Source organism: Cryobacterium sp. N19 (assembly GCF_002929595.1).
Classification (GTDB): Bacteria; Actinomycetota; Actinomycetes; order Actinomycetales; family Microbacteriaceae; genus Cryobacterium; species Cryobacterium flavum.
Genome location: NZ_PJJR01000052.1, coordinates 233,310 through 256,984 on the forward strand (window position 1 = coordinate 233,310; position 23,675 = coordinate 256,984).

General features: G+C 63.1%; 24 protein-coding genes and 1 pseudogene. 19 read left to right on the forward strand and 6 right to left on the reverse strand.

Going from position 1 to position 23,675, the window contains the following annotated elements; translation table 11 throughout:
* Nucleotides 1–157 precede the first annotated feature (157 nt).
* The 8 genes from rpmH to CXY78_RS14685 all read left to right on the forward strand — a co-directional run bounded on the left by rpmH (nt 158) and on the right by CXY78_RS14685 (nt 5,365).
* Entirely contained in the window at nt 158–295 is a 138-nt protein-coding gene (gene rpmH / locus CXY78_RS14650) for a 50S ribosomal protein L34 (protein ID WP_010204566.1), read from the forward strand.
* A 40-nt stretch (nt 296–335) separates the two neighbouring features.
* Nucleotides 336–713: a ribonuclease P protein component gene (gene rnpA, locus CXY78_RS14655; RefSeq protein ID WP_092338366.1), complete on the forward strand. Its 378-nt coding sequence runs from the start codon at nt 336–338 to the stop codon at nt 711–713.
* Nucleotides 710–1,021, forward strand: coding sequence for a membrane protein insertion efficiency factor YidD (yidD, locus tag CXY78_RS14660; RefSeq protein ID WP_104089984.1), 312 nt, complete (start codon nt 710–712; stop codon nt 1,019–1,021). Before rnpA ends, yidD begins: the two co-directional genes overlap by 4 nt.
* Nucleotides 1,022–1,029: 8 nt before the next feature.
* Nucleotides 1,030–2,013, forward strand: a complete 984-nt coding sequence (yidC, locus tag CXY78_RS14665) for a membrane protein insertase YidC (protein ID WP_104089985.1) — start codon at nt 1,030–1,032, stop codon at nt 2,011–2,013.
* Nucleotides 2,014–2,024: 11 nt separating this feature from the next.
* On the forward strand, nt 2,025–2,633 hold the full coding sequence (locus CXY78_RS14670; protein ID WP_104090189.1) for a R3H domain-containing nucleic acid-binding protein: 609 nt from the start codon (nt 2,025–2,027) through the stop codon (nt 2,631–2,633).
* Nucleotides 2,634–2,752: 119 nt separating this feature from the next.
* On the forward strand, nt 2,753–3,385 hold the full coding sequence (gene rsmG / locus CXY78_RS14675; RefSeq protein WP_233197289.1) for a 16S rRNA (guanine(527)-N(7))-methyltransferase RsmG: 633 nt from the start codon (nt 2,753–2,755) through the stop codon (nt 3,383–3,385).
* Between the two features lie 76 nt (nt 3,386–3,461).
* Nucleotides 3,462–4,415, forward strand: coding sequence for a ParA family protein (locus CXY78_RS14680; protein ID WP_092338358.1), 954 nt, complete (start codon nt 3,462–3,464; stop codon nt 4,413–4,415).
* The gene (locus CXY78_RS14685) at nt 4,415–5,365 is read left to right on the forward strand and encodes a ParB/RepB/Spo0J family partition protein (RefSeq protein ID WP_092338356.1); all 951 of its coding nucleotides are present in this window, start codon (nt 4,415–4,417) and stop codon (nt 5,363–5,365) included. Before CXY78_RS14680 ends, CXY78_RS14685 begins: the two co-directional genes overlap by 1 nt.
* A 751-nt stretch (nt 5,366–6,116) precedes the next feature.
* On the opposite strand, the gene CXY78_RS14690 is transcribed toward CXY78_RS14685, so the two are convergent.
* The 6 genes from CXY78_RS14690 to CXY78_RS14715 all read right to left on the reverse strand — a co-directional run bounded on the left by CXY78_RS14690 (nt 6,117) and on the right by CXY78_RS14715 (nt 14,052).
* A complete protein-coding gene (locus CXY78_RS14690) occupies nt 6,117–7,073 on the reverse strand; it encodes a D-alanine--D-alanine ligase (RefSeq protein WP_104089988.1) in 957 nt (318 codons plus the stop codon).
* Between the two features lie 42 nt (nt 7,074–7,115).
* Entirely contained in the window at nt 7,116–8,447 is a 1,332-nt protein-coding gene (locus CXY78_RS14695; RefSeq protein ID WP_233197268.1) for a PLP-dependent aminotransferase family protein, read from the reverse strand.
* Nucleotides 8,448–8,593: 146 nt separating this feature from the next.
* Nucleotides 8,594–8,917 (reverse strand): thioredoxin, encoded by a 324-nt coding sequence (trxA, locus tag CXY78_RS14700; RefSeq protein ID WP_092338350.1) that lies wholly within the window; start codon nt 8,915–8,917, stop codon nt 8,594–8,596.
* Nucleotides 8,918–8,970: 53 nt separating this feature from the next.
* Entirely contained in the window at nt 8,971–9,933 is a 963-nt protein-coding gene (gene trxB, locus CXY78_RS14705; protein ID WP_092338349.1) for a thioredoxin-disulfide reductase, read from the reverse strand.
* 179 nt (nt 9,934–10,112) lie between these two features.
* Nucleotides 10,113–11,741 carry a murein biosynthesis integral membrane protein MurJ gene (gene murJ / locus CXY78_RS14710; RefSeq protein ID WP_104089992.1) on the reverse strand — a complete coding sequence of 543 codons (1,629 nt, stop codon included), beginning with the start codon at nt 11,739–11,741 and terminating at the stop codon, nt 10,113–10,115.
* The gene (locus tag CXY78_RS14715; protein ID WP_092338345.1) at nt 11,734–14,052 is read right to left on the reverse strand and encodes a DUF6049 family protein; all 2,319 of its coding nucleotides are present in this window, start codon (nt 14,050–14,052) and stop codon (nt 11,734–11,736) included. Before CXY78_RS14715 ends, murJ begins: the two co-directional genes overlap by 8 nt.
* Before the next feature lie 81 nt (nt 14,053–14,133).
* Here CXY78_RS14715 and CXY78_RS14720 point away from each other — a divergent pair, with 81 nt between their 5' ends.
* The 11 genes and pseudogenes from CXY78_RS14720 (at nt 14,134) to CXY78_RS14770 (ending at nt 23,625) form a co-directional block, all read left to right on the forward strand.
* A complete protein-coding gene (locus CXY78_RS14720) occupies nt 14,134–15,564 on the forward strand; it encodes a CCA tRNA nucleotidyltransferase (RefSeq protein ID WP_092338343.1) in 1,431 nt (476 codons plus the stop codon).
* 64 nt (nt 15,565–15,628) lie between these two features.
* The gene (locus CXY78_RS14725) at nt 15,629–16,435 is read left to right on the forward strand and encodes a carbohydrate ABC transporter permease (RefSeq protein ID WP_369827319.1); all 807 of its coding nucleotides are present in this window, start codon (nt 15,629–15,631) and stop codon (nt 16,433–16,435) included.
* Complete coding sequence (locus CXY78_RS14730) at nt 16,422–17,252, forward strand: carbohydrate ABC transporter permease (RefSeq protein ID WP_104089994.1); 831 nt, start codon at nt 16,422–16,424, stop codon at nt 17,250–17,252. The genes CXY78_RS14725 and CXY78_RS14730 overlap by 14 nt, the downstream gene beginning before the upstream one ends.
* Nucleotides 17,253–17,295: 43 nt before the next feature.
* Nucleotides 17,296–18,636, forward strand: a complete 1,341-nt coding sequence (locus CXY78_RS14735) for a sugar ABC transporter substrate-binding protein (protein ID WP_104089996.1) — start codon at nt 17,296–17,298, stop codon at nt 18,634–18,636.
* Nucleotides 18,637–18,800: 164 nt separating this feature from the next.
* A pseudogene (gene rpsF, locus CXY78_RS14740) lies at nt 18,801–19,169 on the forward strand (30S ribosomal protein S6); the annotation flags it as partial.
* A 246-nt stretch (nt 19,170–19,415) separates the two neighbouring features.
* Entirely contained in the window at nt 19,416–19,934 is a 519-nt protein-coding gene (locus tag CXY78_RS14745) for a single-stranded DNA-binding protein (RefSeq protein ID WP_092338335.1), read from the forward strand.
* A 48-nt stretch (nt 19,935–19,982) separates the two neighbouring features.
* On the forward strand, nt 19,983–20,246 hold the full coding sequence (rpsR, locus tag CXY78_RS14750; protein WP_035835236.1) for a 30S ribosomal protein S18: 264 nt from the start codon (nt 19,983–19,985) through the stop codon (nt 20,244–20,246).
* Between the two features lie 9 nt (nt 20,247–20,255).
* On the forward strand, nt 20,256–20,705 hold the full coding sequence (gene rplI / locus CXY78_RS14755; protein ID WP_092110565.1) for a 50S ribosomal protein L9: 450 nt from the start codon (nt 20,256–20,258) through the stop codon (nt 20,703–20,705).
* Between the two features lie 455 nt (nt 20,706–21,160).
* Nucleotides 21,161–22,588 carry a replicative DNA helicase gene (gene dnaB / locus CXY78_RS14760; RefSeq protein ID WP_104089998.1) on the forward strand — a complete coding sequence of 476 codons (1,428 nt, stop codon included), beginning with the start codon at nt 21,161–21,163 and terminating at the stop codon, nt 22,586–22,588.
* 144 nt (nt 22,589–22,732) lie between these two features.
* The gene (locus CXY78_RS14765; protein ID WP_092338331.1) at nt 22,733–23,359 is read left to right on the forward strand and encodes a hypothetical protein; all 627 of its coding nucleotides are present in this window, start codon (nt 22,733–22,735) and stop codon (nt 23,357–23,359) included.
* A complete protein-coding gene (locus CXY78_RS14770) occupies nt 23,356–23,625 on the forward strand; it encodes a hypothetical protein (protein ID WP_104089999.1) in 270 nt (89 codons plus the stop codon). Before CXY78_RS14765 ends, CXY78_RS14770 begins: the two co-directional genes overlap by 4 nt.
* Nucleotides 23,626–23,675 lie beyond the last annotated feature (50 nt).

The window sequence follows — 23,675 nt, forward strand, 5'->3', positions numbered from 1 at the left end:
AATGGGCCGATTCGGGGCCTGAGTTTGACCAGACGTGGCCGAGGCCGTAGTTTTAATCAGTTGACCCCATCCCGCGGGCTTCTAACTTCTGTGCGCGCTGTTGTTCTGGCCGAGGGGAATTTGGCCAGCGGTGATTCAAATACGTGGAGATTGAACTATGAGCAAGAGAACCTTCCAGCCGAACAACCGTCGTCGCGCCAAGGTGCACGGCTTCCGTCTGCGCATGCGCACCCGTGCGGGCCGCGCCATCCTTGGTGCTCGCCGTCGCAAGGGTCGCACCGAACTCTCCGCGTAGGCCAGAGTCTGCCTAGGTTCGTTGTGGTCGCCGGGTTCTCGTGCTCGCTCACGTAAATCGCATCACGAGCGGCAGCGACTATCAAGGCGTCGTTCGGCGCGGTGTGCGGATCGTTGGTGCGCACACCGTTCTCTATGTACGAAAGAGCGCTGAGGTTGCTTCGGGTGCCGCCGGCGTTCCGGTACGGTTCGGCTTCATTGTCGCAAGGAATGTGGGTGACGCCGTGAGGCGCAATCTCGTTCGCCGCCGTCTCAAGGCGGTTACGTACGAACTGCTCTCCCTGGTTCCGCCAGGAACGGATGTCGTCATCCGCGCTTTGCCGACGGCGCAAGGTGCGGCGTGGCAGACGCTGTACGAAGAAGTCCAACGCTCGCTTGCTCGCCCGCTCCCGGCGCGGAAGGGCAGTCCGGGGCGATGAACTCGATACGCGGGACGATCATCCTGATACCCCGCAATGTGGGTGTCGTCATTCTTGGCGTATATCGCGCTGTAATCTCTCCGCTGTATGGAGATGTGTGCCGGTTTTACCCGTCTTGTTCGGCCTACGCACTGGGAGCCGTTCAGGAACACGGACTAGCGTGGGGTTCGGCTCTCACTGCGCGCAGACTGAGCCATTGTCATCCGTGGTCAGAAGGCGGCATTGATGATGTACCGCTCAAGAGCAAACGTCGCTACCGCGTGACGAAGTTCGGTTTTGTTGTCGCACCTAGCCACGGAAAGGGCTAACCCACAGTATGGACCTCATAGGTACGATCCTCTGGCCTCTGAAATGGGTGGTCGAGCTGCTGCTCGTGGCCTTCCACTGGCTCTTTTCGCAGATGGGAATTGCGGGACTGGGCTACGACGACGGTCTCACTTGGGTGCTGTCCATCGTCGGCCTCGTTCTGGTCGTGCGGGCCGCCCTCATTCCCATCTTCGTGCGGCAGATCAAGAGCCAACGCAAGATGCTCGAGGTTGCCCCACAGCTCAAGAAGATCCAGGACAAGTACAAGGGCAAGAAGGACCAGTTCTCGCGTGAGGCAATGTCCCGCGAGACCATGGCCATGTACAAGAAGACGGGTACCAACCCGCTGAGTTCCTGCCTGCCGCTGCTGCTGCAGATGCCGATTTTCTTCGCCCTGTTCTCGGTGCTGAACGACGCCCAGCGCTCCAACGCCGGTGTCGGGCCGCTCAATCAGAGCCTCGCCGAGAGCTTCGGTAGCGCGACGCTGTTCGGAAACGCCCCGCTGCACGACACATTCGCCTCACAGTGGACGCGATGGATCGCCGGCAACGAGTTCAACCTCACCGTCATGATCATCGCCGCCACCATGGTTGTGCTGATGACCGCGTCGCAATTCATCACGCAGCTGCAGATCGTCTCCAAGAACATGTCGCCGGAGACCAAGGCGAGCCCCATGTTCAAGCAGCAGCGCATCATGCTCTACCTGCTCCCCCTCGTCTTCGCCTTTTCCGGTGTGGCTTTTCCGCTCGGCGTCATGTTCTACTGGCTTACCTCCAACTTCTGGACGATGATTCAGCAGTTCCTGGTGATTCGAAACATGCCGACTCCCGGCAGTGAGGCCGCCAAGGCCCGCGAAGAGCGCCTCGCCCGCAAGGGTAAACTCATCGCGACCGACGGTGACATCATTGTGGTCGAGGAGCCCGCCAAGCCCGTGCAGCGTCAGCAGCCGGTTGGTAAGGCCCGCGCCAAGAAGCAAACCGGCCCGAAGAAGTAGTGGAGATCACCGTGACGGACAAGACCGGCCTCACCGAGCTCAGCACCGAGACCAGTACCGTCTCTGCTGACAGCGCAGTTCCCACTGCCCCCGCCACAACGGATGCCTCCTCCCCCACCGCTCCAGAGACGGGCAGTGTCGCCGAGGTTCCCCTCACGACCGACCAGCTCGAACGTGAAGGCGACATCGCCGCCGACTACATCGAAGAATTTCTCGACATCTGCGACCTGGACGGCGACATCGACATCGATGCCCGAAACGGCCGCGCGTACCTCTCGGTCAAGGCCTCCGACGCCGACAACCTGCGCGTGCTGTCCAAGCCGGAAACCGTCAACGCCCTGCAGGAGCTGACGCGCCTCGCCGTGCAGAACAAGACGGGCTCGTTTTCACGCTTGATCCTCGATATCGGCGGGTCCCGCGAGGCGCGCGAAGCTGAGCTTGCCACCCTTGTGGCGCGGGCCATAGAGCGGATCGTTGCCGGCTCGAGGGAAGCTGACCTGCCGGCCATGTCTTCCTACGAGCGCAAGCTCGTGCACGATATCGTCGCCGCGAGCGGTGGCTACCGGTCCGAGTCCTCCGGCGAGGGTCGAGACCGCCACACCGTCATCACCGCAGCCTAGTCTCGCTGGTCATGTCGGAATCTGCCACGCCGGAACCAACCCGTTCAGTCTTGAATAAATTTGAACAGGCGACCCCTGAACAGGTCGCGTCCGACTCGGTTGCCATCGACGCGGTTCCAATCGATTCGGTGGAGCTGGAGACCGAACCGGCCGGCGCCGCCGGCCTCTTCGGTTCCCAGCTCGACGTCATTCGCGCTTTTACGAATAATTTGGCTGATCAGGGCGAAATTCTGGGGTTGATTGGCCCGCTGGAACTCCCCCGGCTGTGGTCTCGCCATATTCTCAATTGCGCCATTGTTGCACCACTGCTGCGTCCGGGCCTCGTCGGTGATGTGGGTTCCGGTGCCGGCCTTCCCGGCCTGGTCCTGGCCATTGCTCGGCCGGATGTGAACTTCGTCCTGATTGAGCCGATGGAGCGTCGGGTGGCCTGGCTGAATGATCAGGTTGCTGCACTTCACCTCGCCAATGTGACCGTGGTGCGGGCGCGAGCGGAGGAGGCGAGGCTGGCGCATCCGCTCGACCAGGTCACGGCCCGTGCGGTGAGTGCGTTCAGCAAGCTCATCCCGTTGACGGCGCCCCTGCTGCGTGCCGGCGGCGAGCTCATTCTCATGAAGGGTGAGGGTGCCCAGCGTGAAGTCGACGCCGCAGCAAAGGCTATTCGCAAGCACCGCCTGCGTGATGTCGAGGTTATTACCCTCGGCGCGGGCGTGCTGCCCGAGGTAACCCGGGTCATCCGGGCTACAGTGGACTAGTCCCGAATGTCACCAGATTTGGTGTTCGGGGGTCCCTTTCGGGTGGCTCATCAATCGTCGAACGCAAAGGTTTCACGTGAAACATCCTGCTGAAGATCAGCGCACGGGCAAGGCGGGAGGGTTCGACGGCACAACGCCGCTCGCCCGCGAAATCGCTGAACTCACGCGGCGCCGCCAGGTTATCGCGGCCGGCGAACTGCCCAAACCCGACAAGACCCGGGTGCTGACGATCTCCAACCAGAAGGGTGGCGTCGGCAAGACAACGACCGCCGTCAACCTTGCCGCCGCCCTCGCGCGGCAGGGAGCCCGCGTGCTGGTCATCGACCTGGACCCGCAGGGTAACGCTTCCACCGCCCTGGGAGTGGAGCACCGCGCCGAGACGCCGAGCGTCTACGACGTCATCATCAACGACATGCCCATGTCTGAAGTCGTGCAGAAGAGCCCGGAATTCGGTGCACTGTTCTGCGTTCCCGCTACCATCCACCTCGCTGGTGCTGAGATTGAACTGGTGTCGCTTGTCGCACGCGAGCAACGCCTGCGCCGGGCACTGGACCTCTACCTGGCCGAGATGGCCGAGCCCTACGACTACGTCTTCATTGACTGCCCGCCATCTTTGGGGCTGCTCACCATCAATGCCTTCGTCGCGGCCCGCGAGGTGCTCATTCCAATTCAGTGTGAGTACTACGCCCTCGAAGGACTGAGCCAGCTGCTCAAGAACATTGCCCTGATCGAGAAACACCTGAACCCCGACCTCGTGGTATCAACGATTCTGTTGACCATGTACGACAGCCGTACCAATCTGGCGACCCAGGTAGCCAAGGAAGTACGCGATCACTTCCCCAAAGAGGTGCTGAATACCGCTATTCCGCGCTCTGTGCGCGTTTCTGAGGCCCCGAGCTACGGTCAGAGCGTCGTCAGTTACGACCTCAACTCCGCAGGATCGCTCTCCTACCTCGAAGCAGCAGCAGAAATGGCCCATCGAGGTGCTCCCCGAACCGAAGATAAGCCCCAAATGAAAGATAAGCACTAATGGCGAAAAGAACCGGCCTCGGCCGCGGTATCGGCGCACTCATCCCGGTGCAGGACGACGCGTCGGCTCCCCGGCCGGTTGATGTCTTTTTTCCGCGTAGTGTTTCACGTGAAACGGATGACTCCCCCGAGCTCGTTCCCGTGCCCGGAGCGCGTCTGGCCCACCTGAACCCGCAGGACATCGTGCCCAACCGCGCCCAGCCGCGCACTATTTTCGACGAGGATGACCTCGCTGAACTCGTGCACAGCATTCGCGAAGTCGGAGTTCTGCAACCGATCGTCGTGCGGCCATTAGCGGATGAGCCGGGCAAGTACGAACTCGTCATGGGCGAGCGTCGTCTTCGCGCGACCAAAGAGGTCGGGCTCGACAGCATTCCAGCTGTCGTTCGAGAGACCGCCGATGTCGATATGCTGCGCGACGCGCTGCTGGAAAACCTACACCGCGCCCAGCTGAATCCGCTCGAAGAGGCATCCGCTTACCAGCAGCTGCTCGCTGACTTCGATATCACACAGGAAGAATTGGCGACCAGAATTGGTCGATCGCGGCCGCAGATCACCAACACCCTGCGTCTGCTGAAATTGCCGGTACCGGTGCAGCTACGAGTTGCGGCCGGCGTGCTCTCGGCTGGCCATGCGCGGGCGATTTTGTCAGTGGGTGACCTGGCTGGCATGCTTCGCTTGGCTGACAAGATCGTCGAAGAGGATCTCTCGGTGCGGGCGGCCGAGGCTGCGGCGACATCCGTGCCAAGACTGATTAAGGCTAAACCACTTCCTGGTCGACGCCAGGGGCACCTCGATGAAATCGCTGAGCACCTCGGAGAACGACTCGACACGCGCGTCAAAATCAATCTTGGGGCTAGAAAAGGCCAGATCACAGTTGATTTCGCCACAATTGGCGATCTTAACCGCATTCTTACCGTTCTCGGCGAACCGGCCTTTAGCGCGAGCTAGTTCATCCCCCCGTGGGCCGTTTCACGTGAAACATGGCGCGCGGCGGGGCATTTTTTTCTGTGAACCGCCCCACGGTTCACGGCTCACGGCGAACTATTTACTGCGGTCCATGGCTTGGTCGATCTTGATGGCGCTTGTACGGGCGCGGCGGGCGTTGACGGGTCATTCGCTCCCCGCTTAGACATCGAGGTCTTTCAGGGGCTTCTCGCGAAAAGCGTGCGCGAGTCCGCTGAAAGACGTTCAAAACTCGCAACTTGCGCGAAAAACCCGCCGCCGCCCCTATGTTGCTGAATTCACTCTGCCCACACCGTTGGCAGAGCTTGTCTAGACGTCCATCGCCCTACCGATGGGCTGGTTTGCGGGGATCTTGTCGCGATGTTTCACGTGAAACAGTATCCCGCGGCCACGTGAATTGCCCACCCAGCGGCCGTCGAGCTCGTCGAGACCGTAATCGCCGTCCCGTTGGCTGGTTTGCGGGACGCCTGTCGCGATGTTTCACGTGAAACGGCCACGGCCCGTCGGTCGGCCTCGTCGAGACCGTAATTGCCGTCCCGCGAGCAATTCGCGGGAGCTGCAACGGAGTGTTTCACGTGAAACAGTATCCCGTGGCCGTATGAATTGCCCACAGACCGCCGGTCGAGCTCGTCGAGACCGCAGTCGCACTCCCGCTGGCTGGCCTGAGGGAGTCCTGTCGTGGTGTTTCACGTGAAACAACGCTGAGGCCGCGCAGGTTTCACGTGAAACGTAAGGCCTACTGGCCCGTCAGGGCGTTCGCGGCCAGGGCGGAGTAGGTGGAACCCAGGGTCTGGTTGGTGGCCTCGATCGCCTGCGGCACCAGTGACGTTTCCGTCAGGCCAGGAAGCACGTTGGCCTCCAGGAACCAGGCGGTACCTGCGGCATCGACAATGAGGTCGATACGGCTCAGGTGGCGGAGGCCCAGCAGTGTGTGAATGGCGACTGCGGTTGCGGAAACCGCCGCTGAGGCCTCGTCGGAAAGGCGAGCCGGCGTGTAGAAGTCTGTCTCGCCGGCGTTGTACCGTGCCTCGAAACTGTAGACGCCGTCAACGGGCACGATTTCAACGATCGGCAGAGCTGTGGGGCCGGTCCCGGTGTCAATTACCGCCACCGTGACCTCAACGCCGTCAATATAGGCCTCAACGAGGGCGGTGTTGGCGTAGGTGTACGCGTCGACCATGGCACGGGGCAGGTCCGCTGCGGTGCGCACGATCGTGACACCCTGAGAGGAACCGCCCTGAGCTGGTTTAACGACCAGGGGCAGGCCGATTGCGCCGATCAGGTGCTCAAGTACGCTCGTGGCCCCGAGGTCCCGAAATGTCTCGGTGGAGAGGGCGATAGCCGGGGGAGTGGCAAAACCAGCTCGGCGCACGAGCTCCTTGGCCGTGCCCTTGTTCCAGGCCAGGGCGGCGGCGGGCCCAGTTGAGCCGAGAAACGGGATGCCGGTGGTCTCCAGCAGGGAGAGCAGGGCGCCATCCTCTCCGGTAGCTCCGTGCAGGGTGGGCCAGATCACGTCGGGGGCTTGTTCGGTGAGAGTGGTCAGGAGGTTGGCCCCGGGATCGATCACGGTGACCGTGTGGCCCCCGCCCGTGAGGGCATCCGCTACCCGTCGCCCCGAGCGCAGCGAAACATCACGTTCGTGGGAGATTCCGCCGGCCAGAATAACGATATTAAGGGAGTTGAATTCGCTCATGATCAGGTTTTTCCCTAGCTTGGTGTGGGTGAACGTGGATATCTAGGAGATGTTGGCCGGTGGACCGGCATAGCGTTGATTTCTGGCGCCGGGCCGGTCGGGCGCGGCGCCCAGTGTACCGGTGCCGGCGAAGGTGTCGAGCAGATCAAGCTCGCCGCGAATGACCGTGGCCAGGCGACGGATGCCGACTCTGATACTCTCCGGCGTTGGATAGCAGAAGGCCAAACGCATGTTTTGGCGCCCGTCACCGTCGGCATAGAACGCGGTCCCGGGCGTGTACGCTACCAGTTCCTTGACCGCGCGGGGCAGCATGGCCTTGGAATCGAGCTGTTCGGGCAGGGTGACCCAGACGTAGAATCCGCCGGTGGGGTTGGTCCAGGTCAAATCGGGGAGGTACTCCTCGAGGGCGGCCAGCATAGCGTTCTTGCGCTCGTGATAGACACCGCGGAAGGTGTTGATCTGCCCCTTCCAGTCGGCGGTGGAGAGGTATTCCGAGATCACCATCTGGGTGAAGGAGCTGGGGGAGAGCACGGCAGCTTCGTTGGCGAGCACGAGTTTCTCGCGGATCGCGTGCGGGGCGAGAGCCCAGCCAACCCGAAAGCCGGGAGCCAGGGTCTTGGAGAAGGTTCCCAGGTAGACGACACCGTCGCGCTCGAGTGAGCGAATGGCATCCGGTGCTTGCTTGTCAAAGTAGAGCAGTCCGTAGGGGTTGTCCTCGAGCACGAGAATATTGTTCGAACGGCAGATCTCGAGAATCTCCATGCGGCGTGTCCAGCTGAGGGTGACGCCGGCCGGATTGTGAAAACTGGGGATCGTGTAGAGGAATTTGATGGTGCGACCGGCTGCCTTGAGGGCGGCGATGTGCTCGATCAGCGCGGCCGGGATCAGGCCGTTCTCGTCCATCGGTACATGGTCGACCTCGGCCTGGTACGACTTGAAGATCACCATGGCGGTGACATAGCTGGGGCCTTCGGAGATGACGACATCTCCGGGGTTGAGGAACAACTTACTGACCAGTTCCAGGGCGTGCTGCGAACCGGTGGTAACAACCACGTCATCGGCATTGGCCTTGATGCCCTCGAGTGCCATGACATCGAGAATTTGCTCGCGCAGCAAGGGAACTCCCTGACCAGAGCCATATTGCAGTGCGGTAGCGCCCTTCTCGCGCATGACGCGCTCCATGGCATTGATCACGAGGTCCTGGGGCAGGGCCGCAACGTAGGGCATACCGCCGGCGAGGGAGACGACTTCGGGGCGGGAGGCCACGGCGAAGAGCGCGCGTACCTCGGAGGCTTTAAGGCCGGCGGCGCGATCGGCGTAGTGGTGGTACCACGGGTCGAGGTTGTTGCCGCCCTGCACAGTACTTGTCTGCACAGGCCCGGACTGCTTGTTATCGGCAGTGGAGCCTTGAATTGTCACGTCACCTATCCGTTCTGCTGTCGTCTTCATCGTATGGGGTGACCCCGGGCACCAAAAAACCCGCCCGGTTGAAGCCGGGCGGGTTTTCTGGGTTGAGTCGGTTATACGAGGTAGTCGGCCAGGTCCTTCTCGAGCTGCGGCTTCGGCTTGGCGCCGATGACGGTCTTGACGACCTCGCCCTTCTGGAAGACCTTCATCGCAGGGATGGAGGTGATCTGGTACTTGGCGGCCAGAGCGGGGTGCTCATCGACGTTGAGCTTGACGATGTCGAGCTTGTCGGCGTTTTCGGCCGCGATCTGGTCGAGAATGGGGCTGACGGCGCGGCAGGGGCCACACCACTCGGCCCAGAAGTCCACCAGAACGGTCTTCTCGTTGTTGATGACTTCCTGTTCGAAGTTGGCCTCTGTTACGGCGCGTGCAGTCATGTGTGTCTCCTTCTTGGGTAACTTAGTACTGGTAAACTTAGGTTTTAGTAAAATCAGACGAGTTCGGGTTCACTGGCCGAGGCCAGCAGGTCCTGGGGAAGAGTGCTGAGGTAGTGCTCTGCATCGAGGGCGGCCGCGCAGCCGGAGCCAGCAGCCGTGATGGCCTGGCGGTAGCTGGAGTCGATCACGTCACCGGCCGCGAAGACACCGGCCTGGCTGGTCAGGGATGACCGGCCCGCGACGGCAATGGTGCCCTCGGGGGTGAGGTCGAGCTGCTTGTGCACGAGGTGCGTGCGCGGGTCGTTGCCGATCGCCACGAACACGCCGCCGACCGGAAGGCTGCTCTCGGTGCCGGAGACGGTGTCGCGCAGGGTCAGACCATCGACGGCCTCGGTGCCGGTGATACCGACGACTTCGGAGTTCCAAGTGAACTCGATCTTGTCGTTGGCGAAAGCACGTTCCTGCATGATCTTGGAGGCGCGCAGTTCACCCTTGCGGTGAATGACGTGCACCTTCGAGGCGAATCGGGTGAGGAAGGTGGCTTCCTCCATGGCGGAGTCGCCGCCACCGATGACGGCGATTTCCTTGCCCTTGAAGAAGAAACCGTCGCAGGTGGCACACCAGGAGACACCGCGGCCGGAGAGACGTTCTTCGTCGTTGAGGCCGAGCTTGCGGTAGGCGGAACCGGTGGCAAAAATAACCGTGAGTGCCTGCTCCACGTCACCATTACCGAGGGCGACCGTCTTGATCGGGCCGGACAGGTCGACCGATTCGACGTCGTCGTAGACGACCTCGGTGCCAAAGCGCTCTGCCTGCTCCTGCATCTTGGTCATCAGATCGGGTCCCTGGACGCCCTCCGGAAAGCCGGGAAAGTTCTCAACGTCGGTCGTGTTCATCAACTCACCGCCAGCCTCCACCGAACTGGCAATCAGAAGCGGTTTGAGGTTGGCCCGCGCGGCGTAGATTGCCGCGGTATAGCCGGCCGGTCCGGAACCGATGATGATGATCTGACGCACGCGCACACTCCTTGCAGTGGTGGGCAAGACGGGCAATATCCCGCCTCACGCTTCGATACAACACATCCTAATCCGATGCTATTCCGCGGCCTCCCAGCAAGAGCCGCCGGTACCCAGCCACCGCCAGCGAGGCGCACCACTCACAGGGGCGCTGAGCCGCGTGTCAGGCCGGGAACGCGTTAGCGGCCGAAGCGGCGCTGCAGGGGCGCCAGAAAGGCCGTGAGCTCGCCGCTGCGCATGACCAGGAGCAGTCCGAAGTAGGCCGCGGACATGACGACCCCGATCAACACCATGGAGACCATGGCCGTGAGCCTCGAGGACACGGCGAATCCGCCGTCGACATTGCCCCCCAGGAGGGTCGTGAGGGTCAGGCCGGCAGCCACTGGAATTATCACAGCGACCAGATATTTCACGAGACTGCGCAGAATGCGTCGTCCGTCGATACCGTGCATTCGGCGGCGCAGGAGAATGGCGGCCAAGATTGCCTGCAGCGTACCGGTCACCGTGATCGACGCGGCGATGCCAACGGCGATCCATTCCGTGGGCAGCCACGCGCAGGCCAGCACGGCGCAAATCAGCAGAACGACCTGGAACAGGGTGAAAAAGAACGGTGTACGCGTGTCACCGAGGGCGTAGAAGGTGCGCTGCAGAACGAACAACACGCAGAATGGCACCAGCCCCAGAATGAACGCGATGATGACGTTGCCGATCGACTGCACCTGGTCGAACGGTGTCACGAAGATCGCCGCAAACGGGTAAGCGCAGACCGCGATGACGGCCGCGGCGAGCACAATCACGAGCGACGTTCCCCGAATCGCGCTCGAGGCATCCGTTCGCACCAGTGACCAGCTTCCGAGTGCGGCATGTTCGCTCATGCGGGTGAAGTACGCCGTCGCGACCGACACCGTGATCACGGAGTGCGGCAGCATGAAAATTAGCCAGGCGGTGGCGAGAACGGCAACGGATGCCTCACCGTGTGCGAGCGTCACGACCTGCGTTTCGACAATGCCCGCGAAAGTCGTGAGCAGAAGCATCCCGAAGGTCCAGCTCGCCATTTTGCCGGCGGCACCGAGACCCACGCCGCGAAAATGGAAATCCGGGCGGTAGTGCAATCCGATGCGGCGCCAGAAGTAAAACAGCACGAAGGCCTGGGTGATCACGCCGAGGGTGGCACTGCCGCCCAGTACGGCGACCATGGCCGACGTGATCTCGGCGGCCGATCGAGCACCGAACGGGTCAGGGCTGAACAGCGTCGCGAAAACGATCAGGCCGATGATGGCCACCAGGTTGTTGAGCACTGGCACCCAGGTGAACGGTCCGAAAGATTTGCGGGCGTTGAGCACTTCGCCCAGCAGGGTGTATAGCCCGTAGAAGAACATTTGCGGAAGGCACCAGTAAGCAAATGCCACGGCCAGTGCCTTCTCGTTCTGGGGGAGGTTCAAGCCGATGAACCCGGTGATGGTCGGGGCCAACAGGGTAGCGATGAGGGTCGTCGCAAACAGCACGACCAGGGCGAGGGTGAGCAGCTTGTTGATGTACGCCGTGCCACCGTCGGCGTGGAGGCTGGCTCGAACGATTTGCGGAACCAGAACGGCGGTCAGGATTCCGCCGGCCACGATCACATAGATGGTGTTCGGCAGCTGATTGGCGATCGCGAACGTGTCGGCCGCGGCACCGAACTGGCCGATGATGGCGGCCAAAACGATGACCTTCACGAAGCCGAGAATGCGCGACACTATCGTGCCGGAGGCCAAGAACGCACTGGCCCGGCCGATACCTCCACTGCCGCTGGGAGCCGGGTCAGGCATCGGGCACCGCCGTGGGTAACACCGTCTCTTCACTGACAGCGGATGCCTCGGCCGATTTCTCGCGGCGTCGGCGCACGATGTTGCGCCAGATACCAAAACCGAAGAAGCCGACGACGAGAATGGCGAAGATACTCGCGCCAACACCTTCCCAGTCGGCGCGCACGCTGACATCGATCGGAGCCGGCTGGCCGAGCGGGGTGCCATTCAGGGTGAACAGGGTGACCCGCAGGACGACATCGCCGTTACCGACAGCGGCGCTGAGGGGTACGGAGACGGCCTGCGCGGAGTTCGGCTGAATGGTCGTCTCGAGGGTTTCACCGACCACGAGTCGCCCGTTGGACGGCACGATCTCGGTGCGCACGGTGACGGCCTGGTCCAGGGCGTTGTTGAGCGTTATGCGCAGGTCGACCTTGCTGCCCACCACAATGATCGGCCCGCGGGTGGTCACGGTCACGGCGTGGATCAGGTCGAAGGAGGCAGCGAGGTTCGCCCGCACCTGGTCAGCCCAGGCCTCAGTCTGCGAGGCCCAGGTTGTGTCCAGAAGGGTCAGCAAATCCAATCGCGCCGGCGCGGTGAACGCCAGCGGATCGGCCAGAATGGTCGCGAATTCGGCGATTGCCGCCTCGCGCTGCAACAGCGATCGGGCGAGCGTGACCCGGTTAGTGTCAATGGCCTGGTCCCGAAAAGTCACCGTAGTGCCCGGGGCGGAATCCAGGGCAGCCTGCAGCGGGGCCGCGTTCGACCAGGTCGTCGAATCGAGGGCCGCAAGCGTCTGAGCGACCCGGGTCGCGCTTTCCTGACTGCTGCGGTTGAAGGTGACCAACAATGTGCGTGCCGAGTTGGGGTTCTCCGCAGACACAACCGCGAGCAGCGAAGCCGCCTCGGAGACGCTGACCCGCCACTCGTCCTCGGTCGTGGCTTCGGCCGCGGTACGGATGGCGGCCGACAGTGCGGAGTCGCTGACCAGACCAAGCCCGCCCGGAAGAGCGAACGCGGTATTCGGCGTGAAGACGTCTGACTGTTCGACGTTCCCGCTGGAGAGGATGGTCGTGGTCAGGCCGCTCGCGGCAAAGACGTCAAGATCGGCGCGCGCAACCTGCCCGGCGACCGGCCAGCCGATAGCGGTGCTCGTGTAGTTCCAGGCCAGCAGGTCGCTGGTCGAGGGGATGACCGTTGCGCCGGGTTCCGGCGTGGGTGTCGGGGTGGGTGTCGGAGACGCGGTGGCTTGGGCCCTGGCTCGTGACGTGACGCTGGGCACATCGGTCGGGTCGGTGGTGTCTTCCGGGAGCGGTGTGGCCGAGGGCACGACGAACAGGCTCGCGTCGATCGCCGACACGAAAGAGGTGGGCGCGAGCAGCGTCGTGGCGCCGGCCTGCGCTTGCAACGCGATGTCGGCATCCGCGTAGCCGAGCGGGAAGATGTCATTGCTCGCACCGGCCAGACGGTCGAGCCAGGCCACGGCCGACGCCGGAGCGGCCGTGCCGAGCACTCGAATCGAGGCGATGATCTGCGGATCTATGGCGATCGTCGCGGTGGGCGCATCAATGGCGACATCCAGTTGGCGCGAGAGCAGACCGACCGAGCTCGTGTACGACTCGAGTGCCTTCGAGGTGATCAGGCCGGTCGCGCTTTCCGGGGTCGTGATCGGCAAAATAGCGGCGAGAGCGACCGGGGTGATCGCGCTGCCCTGGGACCAGACAAACGTGCCGCGGCCCTCAGCTTGAATCACGTCACCCGCAACGAGAATCGCGGCGATCCCACGCGCTCCCCACGCGTTGTCATCTGTCAATCCCACGGCCGCAGCCGGAACCGTGACGCTCAGGTTCGTGCTGGCACCAGCCGGAATACCTTCCGTGGTGGGCACGCTCACCAGCTGGTCGCCGGAATTTGCGTCGTCATCGGGCCGGAGCCAGCTATCGAGTGCCGCCCGGGTGGTCAGCGCGAGCTGCGCGAGGTACACATCGACTCGGCCGATCGGAATGTCGGCGCTGGTGTTGTTGTGCACGGTCACCGTTAGAACCAGGTCCTGGCCAGGTACCAGCTGCGGCGACGTGGTCGGCGCGACCGTGACGCCGACGGTGTCAGCGGGGGTGGTGGCGCTCGCGACGGAGCCGGTCGCCGGGTCGGCCTGAGCCGACGCTAGAACGAAGATCGGTGCAAAAATCAGCGACGCCAGGGTCAGAGCTCCCACCAGAAACGCCGTAATCGGCCCGGGCCGGCGACGACTCATCGCGCGCCGGGCCGGGCGCACGGCGCTGCACGCGGCAGCCGGGAGCGCGGGCCGATGCGCGGAATCTGACTCGGCCACCATAGGGGGATTCTACGGCGTGTCAGCCTAGAGCCGCCTGCACCGAGTCTGCGTGCCCCCCTGATGGCAACTAATATGGGGCATATGCAGAGCGTCGCGGCAGCCCTCGCACGACTGGGCGACCTGGCTGCCACCCCCACCGTTTCTCGTCTCGCGAACGCATTTGCTGCGGTCGGCCACGAGCTGGCCCTGGTCGGCGGCCCGGTTCGCGATGCGTTCCTGGACCGCCCGCTGCACGACCTTGATTTCACCACGGATGCGACACCGGATCAGATTCTCGCGCTCGTCAAACCCCTCTCCGAAGCGCAGTGGGACATCGGTCGGGCGTATGGCACGATCGGTGCGAGCCTCGCCGGTGAAACCGTGGAGATCACCACCTATCGGGCGGACAGCTACGATGGCACCACCCGCAAACCCGACGTGGTGTTCGGTACCAGCCTGGAACCCGACCTGCTCCGCCGGGACTTCACCGTCAACGCCATGGCCCTGCGCCTGCCCCAGCTCACGCTCGTCGACCCGGCCGGCGGCATCGATGACCTGCTCGCCGGGCGCCTCCGCACCCCGAGCACTCCGGAGGTGTCCTTCGGTGACGACCCGCTGCGGATGCTGCGCGCGGCTCGGTTCACGGGCCAGCTGGGTTTCACGCTGGATCTGGATACCGCAGTGGCCATGGAGAAGATGCGGGAAAGCATCCGTATCGTGTCGGCCGAACGCATCGGCGACGAACTCTCGAAGCTGTTGGTCTCCAGGGACCCGCGCGCCGGCATCGAGGTACTGATGGAATCGGGCCTGGCCGAGATCGTGCTGCCGGAGATTCCCGGCCTGCGGCTCGAGATCGACGAGCACCACCACCACAAGGACGTCTACCAGCACACGCTCACGGTGCTGGAGCAGGCGATGGGCTACGAGACCTCGCGCGGCAACCTGGAGGCCCCAGACCTGATCGTGCGTCTCGCCGCCCTGCTGCACGACATCGGCAAGCCGGCCACCCGCAAGCTGGAACCCGGCGGCGTCGTGAGTTTCTACCACCACGACGTGGTGGGTGCCAAGCTCGCCAAGAAGCGCCTGCGCGCCCTGCGCTTTGACAACGACACCATCAACGCCGTCGCCCGTCTGATCGAGCTGCACCTGCGATTCTTCGGCTACACGGAGGGCGCCTGGACCGACTCGGCCGTGCGCCGGTACGTGCGCGACGCCGGCGACCAGCTGGAACGGCTGCATATTCTGACCCGCGCCGACGTCACGACCCGCAACCGGCGCAAGGCCGACCGTCTCGGCTTCGCCTACGACGACCTGGAACAGCGCATTGCCGCGCTGAACGAGCAGGAAGAGCTCGGAGCCCTGCGTCCCGACCTTGACGGCGAGCAGATCATGGTGGTGCTCGGCCTGAAGCCAGGCCGCGAGGTGGGAGAGGCCTACCGGTATCTGCTCGAGCAGCGTCTCGATGATGGCCCGCTGGGTGAGGAAGAAGCCACCCGCCGGTTGGTTCAGTGGTGGGCGGAGCGTGCGGAGTAGAGGGAGGCTCCGTCGACGCAGTGCGATCACCGGCTATGCCCTTCTCGCCCCCAGTTTGTTCGGTGTGGTCTGCTTTCTCCTACTCCCGGTGCTGGTCGTGCTCTGGCTCAGCTTTCAGAGCTGGGACCTGATCGGCCCGATCACCTTCGTCGGTCTCGACAACTACCAGTCCGTACTCAGCGACGGTGTCTTCGGCAATTCCCTGCTGGTCACGCTGATCTTCGTTGCCCTCGTCGTGCCGATTCAAACCCTGATCGGGCTCGGCGCGGCGACACTGCTCACCCGAGGTCTGCCGGGGTCGGCCTGGTTTCGCACCATCTACGTGTTGCCGTGGATTTGTGCTCCGCTGGCTCTCGGAGTCGTGTGGAAGTGGATTCTCGCGCCGACCGACGGAGCCCTGAACACCCTGCTCGGTCAGCGCGTTGAGTGGCTCAGCGACCCAGCGCTCGCATTGCCGGCCGTGGCTGCCGTGGTGATCTGGACCAACGTCGGCTACGTCACGCTGTTCTTCATGGCCGGGCTGCTCAACATTCCAGGGCAGATTCTCGAGGCGGCCCGCATCGACGGTGCCGGCGCGGTAAAGATGTTCTGGCACATCAAGCTGCCACTGCTGCGTCCGACCATGTTCTTCGTGCTCGTCACCACGGTCATCTCGGCCTTTCAGGTCTTCGACCAGGTGTACGCGCTCACCCAGGGCGGCCCGGCACGATCAACGGATGTCGTAGCGGCGCGCATCTACTACGAAGCTTTCGACGCCTTCGACCTCGGTCGTGCGGCCGTCATGGCGGTCGTTCTGCTGGTCATCCTGGTGGTCATCACCCTCGCCCAGCAGTTCTATTTTCGCCGGAGGGTCACCTATGAAATGGACTAGATTCTCCTCAACGGCCGCCGTCTACGTGGTGCTCGTGCTCGGTGCCCTGTTCACCCTCGGGCCGTTCCTGCTGAGCATCCTGACGGCGTTCAAGACCCGGGAGCAGTTCGCGCAGGAGCCAGCCCTCAGCTGGCCTGCCACATTCACGCTCGACAATTTTGCGCTGCTGCTGACCGGACCGGCACAATTCGGTCGTGCCATCGTGGTCACGATCCTGGCGGCGGTACTGATTCTGGTCGGGCAGCTGATCTGCTCGATTCTCGCCGCCTATGCCTTCGCTCGGGTTGATTTTCCGGGCCGCCAGGTGTTGTTTTGGGTATACCTGTCGACCCTGATGATCCCACCCGTCGTGCTGGTCATTCCCCTGTACCTGATGATGACCGAGGCCGGGCTGCGCAACTCGTTCTGGAGTCTCGTGCTGCCGTTCGCGTTTGCTTCCCCCTACGCGATCTTCCTGCTGCGCGAATACTTTCGTGGAATCCCCCAGGAACTCATCGATGCTGCCCGGCTCGACGGTGCGAACACCCTCGACGTGCTGGTCGAGATCGTCGTGCCACTGTCGCGTCCGATTATTGCCACGGTGACCCTGATCACGATCGTGAGCCACTGGAACAGTTTCATGTGGCCGCTCGTGGTCACGACCGGAAGTGAATGGCGGGTCGTGACCGTCGCCACAGCGAGCCTGCAAAGCCAGTTCAATGGCAACTGGACCCTCGTCATGGCGGCCACGACGCTCGCCCTAGTGCCGCTGCTCCTGTTGTTTCTCCTGTTTCAGCGCAGCTTTGTGCGGTCGATCACCATCTCGGGATCTGCGTAGGCTGGTTCACTGGGGAAGGTTCGATCCGTCAATAAAGGACATCATGGCCAAGCGTTCCACCATCATTGCTGCCGGCGTTGCCGGCGTGTTGCTCGTCATTGCCGGGGCCGTCACGGCCCTGAACTTCTCCAGCTCCGAATCATCCAGCGATGCCACCACCGTGACCGTGCGTCTCTGGGATGAACAGGTCGCGGCCGCCTACGAGAAGTCCTTCTCCGCCTTCGAACGGGACAACCCCGACATCCAGGTCGGCGTCGAAATCGTGCCGTGGGACGACTATTTCGAGAAGCTTCGCACCGACGTCGCCGGTGCTGGGGCGCCCGACGTCTTCTGGGTCGACGGCGGCAGCTACCCCGCCTACGCCGACGCGGGGGCGCTGCTCGACATTACGACGGCCCTGCCAGCGGATGCCCAGGCCGGCTGGTCCGCACCCGTCGTCGCCCAGTACACCAGGGACGCCACGCTGTGGGGAGTGCCGCAGCTGGCCGACCCCGGCATTGCGGTGTATTACAACGCTGACCTGCTCGGTGATGCCGGCCTGACCGCCGACGACGTGTCCGCACTCACCTGGGATCCCACCGGTGACAACGACACCCTCATTGGCGTGCTGCAGAAACTCACCAAGGACTACAACGGGAACACGGCCGACAGTGCCGAGTTCGACGGTTCCAACCTCAGCCAATATGGCTACAACGCCGGCTACGACCTGCAGGCGATGGTGCTGAATTACCTGGCCTCCAATGGTGCCCAGTTTCAGGACGAGTCCAACCAGTATGCCTTCGCGTCCGACGCCGGCATCGCCTCGTTCCAGTACCTGGTCGATCTCATGAACAAGTGGCAGGTCGCTCCGTCGGCCGCCGATACGAACACCAACGGCGACTTCAGCCGCGAGCAGTTTCTGCAGGGCAAGATGGCCCTGTTTCAGAGTGGTGTCTACAACCTCGCCAACGTGAGCGCCGGGGCGAACTTCGATTGGGGCGTTGTGCGCCTGCCCAGCGGCCCGGCCGGTGCGATCAGCGGTGTCGATGGCATCGCGGCCGCCGGTAATGCGGCATCCCAGCATCCGGCCGAAACGCAGCGGGTCTTGGAATGGCTCGGGAGTGCCGCCGGATCAGAATTCATCGGGGCATCCGGTGCGGCGTCTCCGGCCGTGCTGGCCGCGCAGCCGGCCTACGCGGCCTATTGGGCTTCGGAGAATGTCGACATCAGCCCGTTCTACGACGTGCTGGCCGCCGGAACGGCGCCGGCACCGCGGGGAGCCGGTTGGCCGGCCGCCGAAAACGCCATGCGGCCGCTGCTCGACGAGGTATTCATCGGCCGCACGCCAGTGGACTCCGGTGTCCGTGCCGCCCAGAATGCCGCTAATGCCACTCAGACCGAGTAGGTCGACCCAACGACGGGCAGGTCGACTGGCGTATGCGCGCGGCATCCGGTAGTCTGGGCAGGCTGCCTGCGTGCCGGATTCCCGGCCTCCGCCTGCAGCACATGCACAACCCTCCTGTTGCAGAAATTCTGCAGCCGTTTTAGTCCGAAGGAGGTGGGTTAGTCATGCATCAGTACGAACTTATGGTTATCCTCGATCCCGAGATCGATGAGCGCACCGTTGCTCCCAGCCTTGACAAGTTCCTCAACGTTGTTCGCAACGATGGTGGCAGCATTGACAAGGTTGATGTCTGGGGTCGTCGTCGTCTCGCTTACGAGATCAACAAGAAGACCGAAGGCATTTATGCCGTTGTTGACTTCACCGCGAACGCCTCAGCCACGGTCGAGCTCGACCGTCAGCTGAAGCTGTCCGAGGCCGTCATGCGCACCAAGGTGCTCCGCGCCGAAGAGGGCATCGCCCAGGTCGTCGTCGCCACCAAGCTGGCCGCAGAGAAGGCTGCTCGCAAGGCTGCCAACCCGAAGGTCATCGCTGCCAAGGCTGACGCTGCTGCTGCAGCCGCTGCCGCTCCGGCCGCCAAGGTCGCCGCTGCTGCCAAGCCTGTCGTAGCAGAAGCCGTCGTTGCAGAGGCTCCGGCCGCTGCTGCGAAGGCCGATGCTGCTGCTCCGGTTGCTGCTGCCTCCACCGCGGTTCCCGCCGCGAAGGTTGCCGCTGCCAAGCCTGCTGCTGCCAAGGCGACTCCTGCGCCGGCCGCTGCCGACAAGGCAAGCGACAAGTAGCCCATGGCTGGCGAGACCGTAATCACCGTGGTGGGCAACCTCACCAGCGATCCGGAACTGCGTTACACGCAGAACGGGCTGGCGGTTGCCAACTTCACCATCGCTTCCACTCCGCGTACGTTCGATCGTGCGGCCAACGAGTGGAAAGATGGCGACGCGCTGTTCCTGCGTGCGAGCGTTTGGCGTGAATTCGCCGAGCACGTTGCAGGTTCACTGACCAAGGGGTCGCGTGTCATCGCTTCCGGGCGTCTCAAGCAGCGTTCGTATGAGACAAAGGAAGGTGAAAAGCGCACGAGCATGGAGCTCGAGATCGACGAAATTGGTCCTTCGCTGCGCTACGCCACCGCTTCCCTCACTCGTGCGCAGTCCTCCGGCCCTCGCAGTGGTGCACCCGCTGCCGGCGGCCAGGGCAACGATGAGCCATGGGCACCCAGCGCCCCCGCCAAGACTGCTGCGCCAGCAGCATCTGGTGGAGACGTCTGGAACAGCCCAGGTAACTTTAGCGACGAGACCCCCTTCTAAGCTCGCCTAGCGCGTAGCTAACACCTCTTTTTAGAAAGTAAGGAAATCATGGCTGGAAAGTCGAGTGGCGACCGCCGCAAGCCGCTTCGCGGAGCTAAGGGTGGCAAGAACGCTGCTCCCGCGAAGTCGATTCGGGTTGGTGTCATTGATTACAAAGATGTCCCCACCCTGCGCAAGTTCATCTCCGAGCGTGGAAAGATCCGCGCCCGCCGCATCACAGGCGTTTCCGTTCAGGAACAGCGCCTCATCGCCCGTGCCGTCAAGAACGCCCGCGAAATGGCTTTGCTGCCCTACGCAGGCTCAGGCCGGTAAGGAAACCAAATGTCGAAATTGATTCTGACGCATGAGGTCTCCGGCCTCGGTGCACCCGGCGACGTCGTAGACGTCAAGAACGGGTTTGCTCGTAACTACCTCGTTCCCAAGGGCTTCGCTGTAGCGTGGACCCGCGGTGGCGAGAAGCAGATCGAGCAGATCAAGGCAGCCCGCGCTGCGCGAGAGCACGCCACCTTCGAAGAGGCTGAGGCGCTCAAGGTCAAACTTGAGAACACCAAGGTCACCCTGGTCGTCAAGGCCGGCGCCGGCGGACGCCTGTTCGGTTCGGTCAAGACCACGGATGTGGCTAACGCCGTTGCAGCCGCAGGTCTCGGCACGGTCGACAAGCGCAAGATCGAACTCACCGCCATCAAGCTGACCGGTGAGCACACGGCAACGGTTCGTCTTCGTGACGAGCTCAGCGCCACGATCACTCTCGTGGTCGTCGCTGCCAAGTAGCATCGCACCTCGGCAGGCCGGGCTTTTTGGTCGGTCGCCTGTACCACTCCCATAGCGGGGGGTTCCGTAAGGAATCCTCCGCTATGGGGCGTTAAGAGCCACTTTGGGGCATTGACCCACCGCTTTTGTGCACAGGTGAGCATTCCTATCGGCAAGGTTCAAGGGTTGATTGAGGCTACTTTATTCACACCCATGTGCAGAACTTAAACTCCTGATGAAACAGCAGTTATTTGCAAATATTTAAAATCTGTCCACAAGTGAGTGCACAGGTTCTGCACAATCTCCACGGCGTTTCGCGCAGATTTTCCACAGAGTTATCCACAGGGGTGTTTGTGGGTCGTGCTACCGGCTCCTTAGGGTGATCCAGTAGCGGAATCTGGCTCGGGCTGGGTGAGTGCGTCCCGTGTCGGTGGGTCCTGATACACCTAGAGTCACGACAGTGAAAGAGGTACCGAGTGTCGATCGCCCATTTGGGCCTGGCCAACCAGCCAGCGTCAAACGAGTACGGTTCGTCGACCGGTGGTGGGCAGGGCCGTCTGGAGCGGCCCGCTGAAGCGTGGAAGTCGGAGCGGGCGCTGCCCCACGACCTTCTTGCCGAGCAGAGCGCCCTCGGGGGCATGATGCTCAGCAAGGACGCCGTCGCTGACGTCGTCGAAACCGTGCGGGGCGGAGACTTCTACATCCCCAAGCACGAGATCATCTTCGACGCGATTCTCTCCCTCTACGCCCAGGGCGAGCCGACCGACGTCATCACGGTCACCGATGAGCTCACCAAGGTCGGTGAACTGTCCCGTGCCGGTGGTGCGGACTACCTGCACACCCTGACGAGCCTGGTGCCCACCGCTGCCAACGCGGGGTTCTACTCCACCATCGTCGCCGAACGCGCGCTGCTGCGCCGGCTGGTGGAAGCTGGTACGCGCATCGCGCAGATGGGCTACGCCGCCGAGGGTGAGGTGCTCGACCTCGTCAACACGGCTCAGGCCGAAATCTACGCCGTCACCGGGGGTACCCAGACCGAGGACTACGTTCCGCTCACCGACGCTGTGACGGCGGCCATCGAAGAAATCGAGGCCGCCAAGCTCAAAGACGGCCAGATGAGCGGCGTACCCACGGGCTTCGCCGACCTCGACGAACTCACCAACGGGTTCCATGGTGGCCAGCTCATCATCGTGGCCGCCCGTCCGGCACTGGGTAAGTCCACCCTCGCCCTCGACTTCGCGCGGTCGGCCTCGATCCACCACAACATGCCGAGCATTTTCTTCTCCCTCGAAATGGGGCGCAGTGAAATCGCCATGCGCCTGCTCGCGGCGGAGGCATCCGTTCCCTTGCAGAGCATGCGCAAGGGCACCGTCGAGGCCCGCGACTGGACCACTATTGCGGCCACCCGCGGTCGCATCAACGACGCGCCGCTCTACATCGACGACAGCCCGAACATGACCCTGGTCGAGATTCGAGCCAAGTGTCGCCGGCTCAAGCAGCGCGTCGGGCTCAAGATGGTCATTATCGACTACCTGCAGCTGATGACCAGCGGCAAAAAAGTCGAGTCGCGACAGCAAGAGGTCAGTGAGTTCTCCCGAGCGCTCAAGCTGCTTGCCAAAGAACTGCAGGTTCCGGTTATTGCGCTGTCCCAGCTCAACCGAGGTCCGGAGCAGCGCGCCGACAAGATGCCGGCCATCTCCGACCTTCGTGAGTCGGGTTCGCTCGAGCAGGACGCCGACATGGTGATTTTGCTCCACCGCGAGAGTGCCTACGAGAAGGATAACCCGCGCGCCGGTGAGGCCGACCTCATCGTGGCCAAGCACCGGAACGGCCCCACCCGCACCGTCACCGTTGCCTTCCACGGCCACTACTCCCGGTTCGCTGACATGGTGGCCGGCGGGTAGCTCGGCACTGCTTCATGCAGGAGCCTGATCGTGCCGGGCCCGGTTCGTCGCGGCCAAGCGCACCGCGTGCAGCCCGCTCGCAGATCCGCACGGTCTCGCCGCGTAGACTGAGCTTGACAAATTTTGCAACGAAAGAGGTCGTGCGTGGCAAACGCCCAGGCACCATCACACGTCGGTTCCGGGTACTGGTCCGTGGCCGTTGGGCGCGCCCTGATCGCCGTGGTTCCCGCAGCGATCATCACTTTCAACCGGGACCACTCGGCTCAGCTTGGTCTGCTCGTATTCGGCGTTTTCGCGCTCGCGAGTGGCCTGCTCCTCGTTCTCACCGGCCCGCGTACCCTTACCGTCGCTGCCGACCGCAGCCTGTTTCTGATCCAGGGCATCGTGAGCATGGTCGCCGGCGCGGCAGCGCTCGGTTTTCACGCCGGAGGCCACGGGTTCTTTCTCTTCATCGTGAGTGTCTGGGGAGCCGTCACCGGCTTTCTCGAGATCTATGCCGGCATCCGGGTGCGCAAACGCCCGCTGCCGGCCAAAGACTGGCTGTATACCGGAATCGGCACCGCGATCCTCGCCCTGCTCTTTCTGCTTCTGCCGCCCAATCCGGTCGTCTCGGTCGGCCTCTTCGGTGCCTACCTGGTCTTTCTCGCTGTTTTTCTGCCCATCGCCGGCCTCTCCATCAAATGGGATTCGCCCAGGCAGCGCCGCGACGCCGCCGTACCAACGAACACCGCACCAACGAACACCGCGCCTAAAGATTTGGACTCACTGTGACCAAGAAGACCCCTGGCACGCCCAACTCGGCGCACCAGCCCAGCCGCTCTGACCGACTGAAGCCGGTCGAATTGCTCGCCATTTCGGCCGGAATGGCCCTGTTCGTCGGGCTGACCATTCTGGGCACCACGCGCGAGGTCATGCTCTCCGTTATCGGACTCGGCGTGACGTTCATCGTGGCGCTCGTGGTGATCGCCATGCTCGTGCTCGGCATGAAGCCCAATGCCTCGGAGCAGACCGACCTCGACGAGCAGAACGGGCACTAGCCGGCACCGCAGCGCCAAAAAAGCACCTTCGTCCCTGTGGGCGAAGGTGC

Bases quoted from the DNA above. Each gene is read 5' to 3' on its own strand.
- rpmH (WP_010204566.1), top strand. From the start codon at position 158: ATGAGCAAGAGAACCTTCCAGCCGAACAACCGTCGTCGCGCCAAGGTG.
- yidD (WP_104089984.1), top strand. From the start codon at position 710: ATGAACTCGATACGCGGGACGATCATCCTGATACCCCGCAATGTGGGT.
- yidC (WP_104089985.1), top strand. From the start codon at position 1,030: ATGGACCTCATAGGTACGATCCTCTGGCCTCTGAAATGGGTGGTCGAG.
- CXY78_RS14685 (WP_092338356.1), top strand. From the start codon at position 4,415: ATGGCGAAAAGAACCGGCCTCGGCCGCGGTATCGGCGCACTCATCCCG.
- CXY78_RS14690 (WP_104089988.1), bottom strand. From the start codon at position 7,073: ATGAGCGAATTCAACTCCCTTAATATCGTTATTCTGGCCGGCGGAATC.
- trxA (WP_092338350.1), bottom strand. From the start codon at position 8,917: ATGACTGCACGCGCCGTAACAGAGGCCAACTTCGAACAGGAAGTCATC.
- murJ (WP_104089992.1), bottom strand. From the start codon at position 11,741: ATGCCTGACCCGGCTCCCAGCGGCAGTGGAGGTATCGGCCGGGCCAGT.
- CXY78_RS14715 (WP_092338345.1), bottom strand. From the start codon at position 14,052: ATGGTGGCCGAGTCAGATTCCGCGCATCGGCCCGCGCTCCCGGCTGCC.
- CXY78_RS14720 (WP_092338343.1), top strand. From the start codon at position 14,134: ATGCAGAGCGTCGCGGCAGCCCTCGCACGACTGGGCGACCTGGCTGCC.
- CXY78_RS14730 (WP_104089994.1), top strand. From the start codon at position 16,422: ATGAAATGGACTAGATTCTCCTCAACGGCCGCCGTCTACGTGGTGCTC.
- CXY78_RS14735 (WP_104089996.1), top strand. From the start codon at position 17,296: ATGGCCAAGCGTTCCACCATCATTGCTGCCGGCGTTGCCGGCGTGTTG.
- CXY78_RS14745 (WP_092338335.1), top strand. From the start codon at position 19,416: ATGGCTGGCGAGACCGTAATCACCGTGGTGGGCAACCTCACCAGCGAT.
- rpsR (WP_035835236.1), top strand. From the start codon at position 19,983: ATGGCTGGAAAGTCGAGTGGCGACCGCCGCAAGCCGCTTCGCGGAGCT.
- rplI (WP_092110565.1), top strand. From the start codon at position 20,256: ATGTCGAAATTGATTCTGACGCATGAGGTCTCCGGCCTCGGTGCACCC.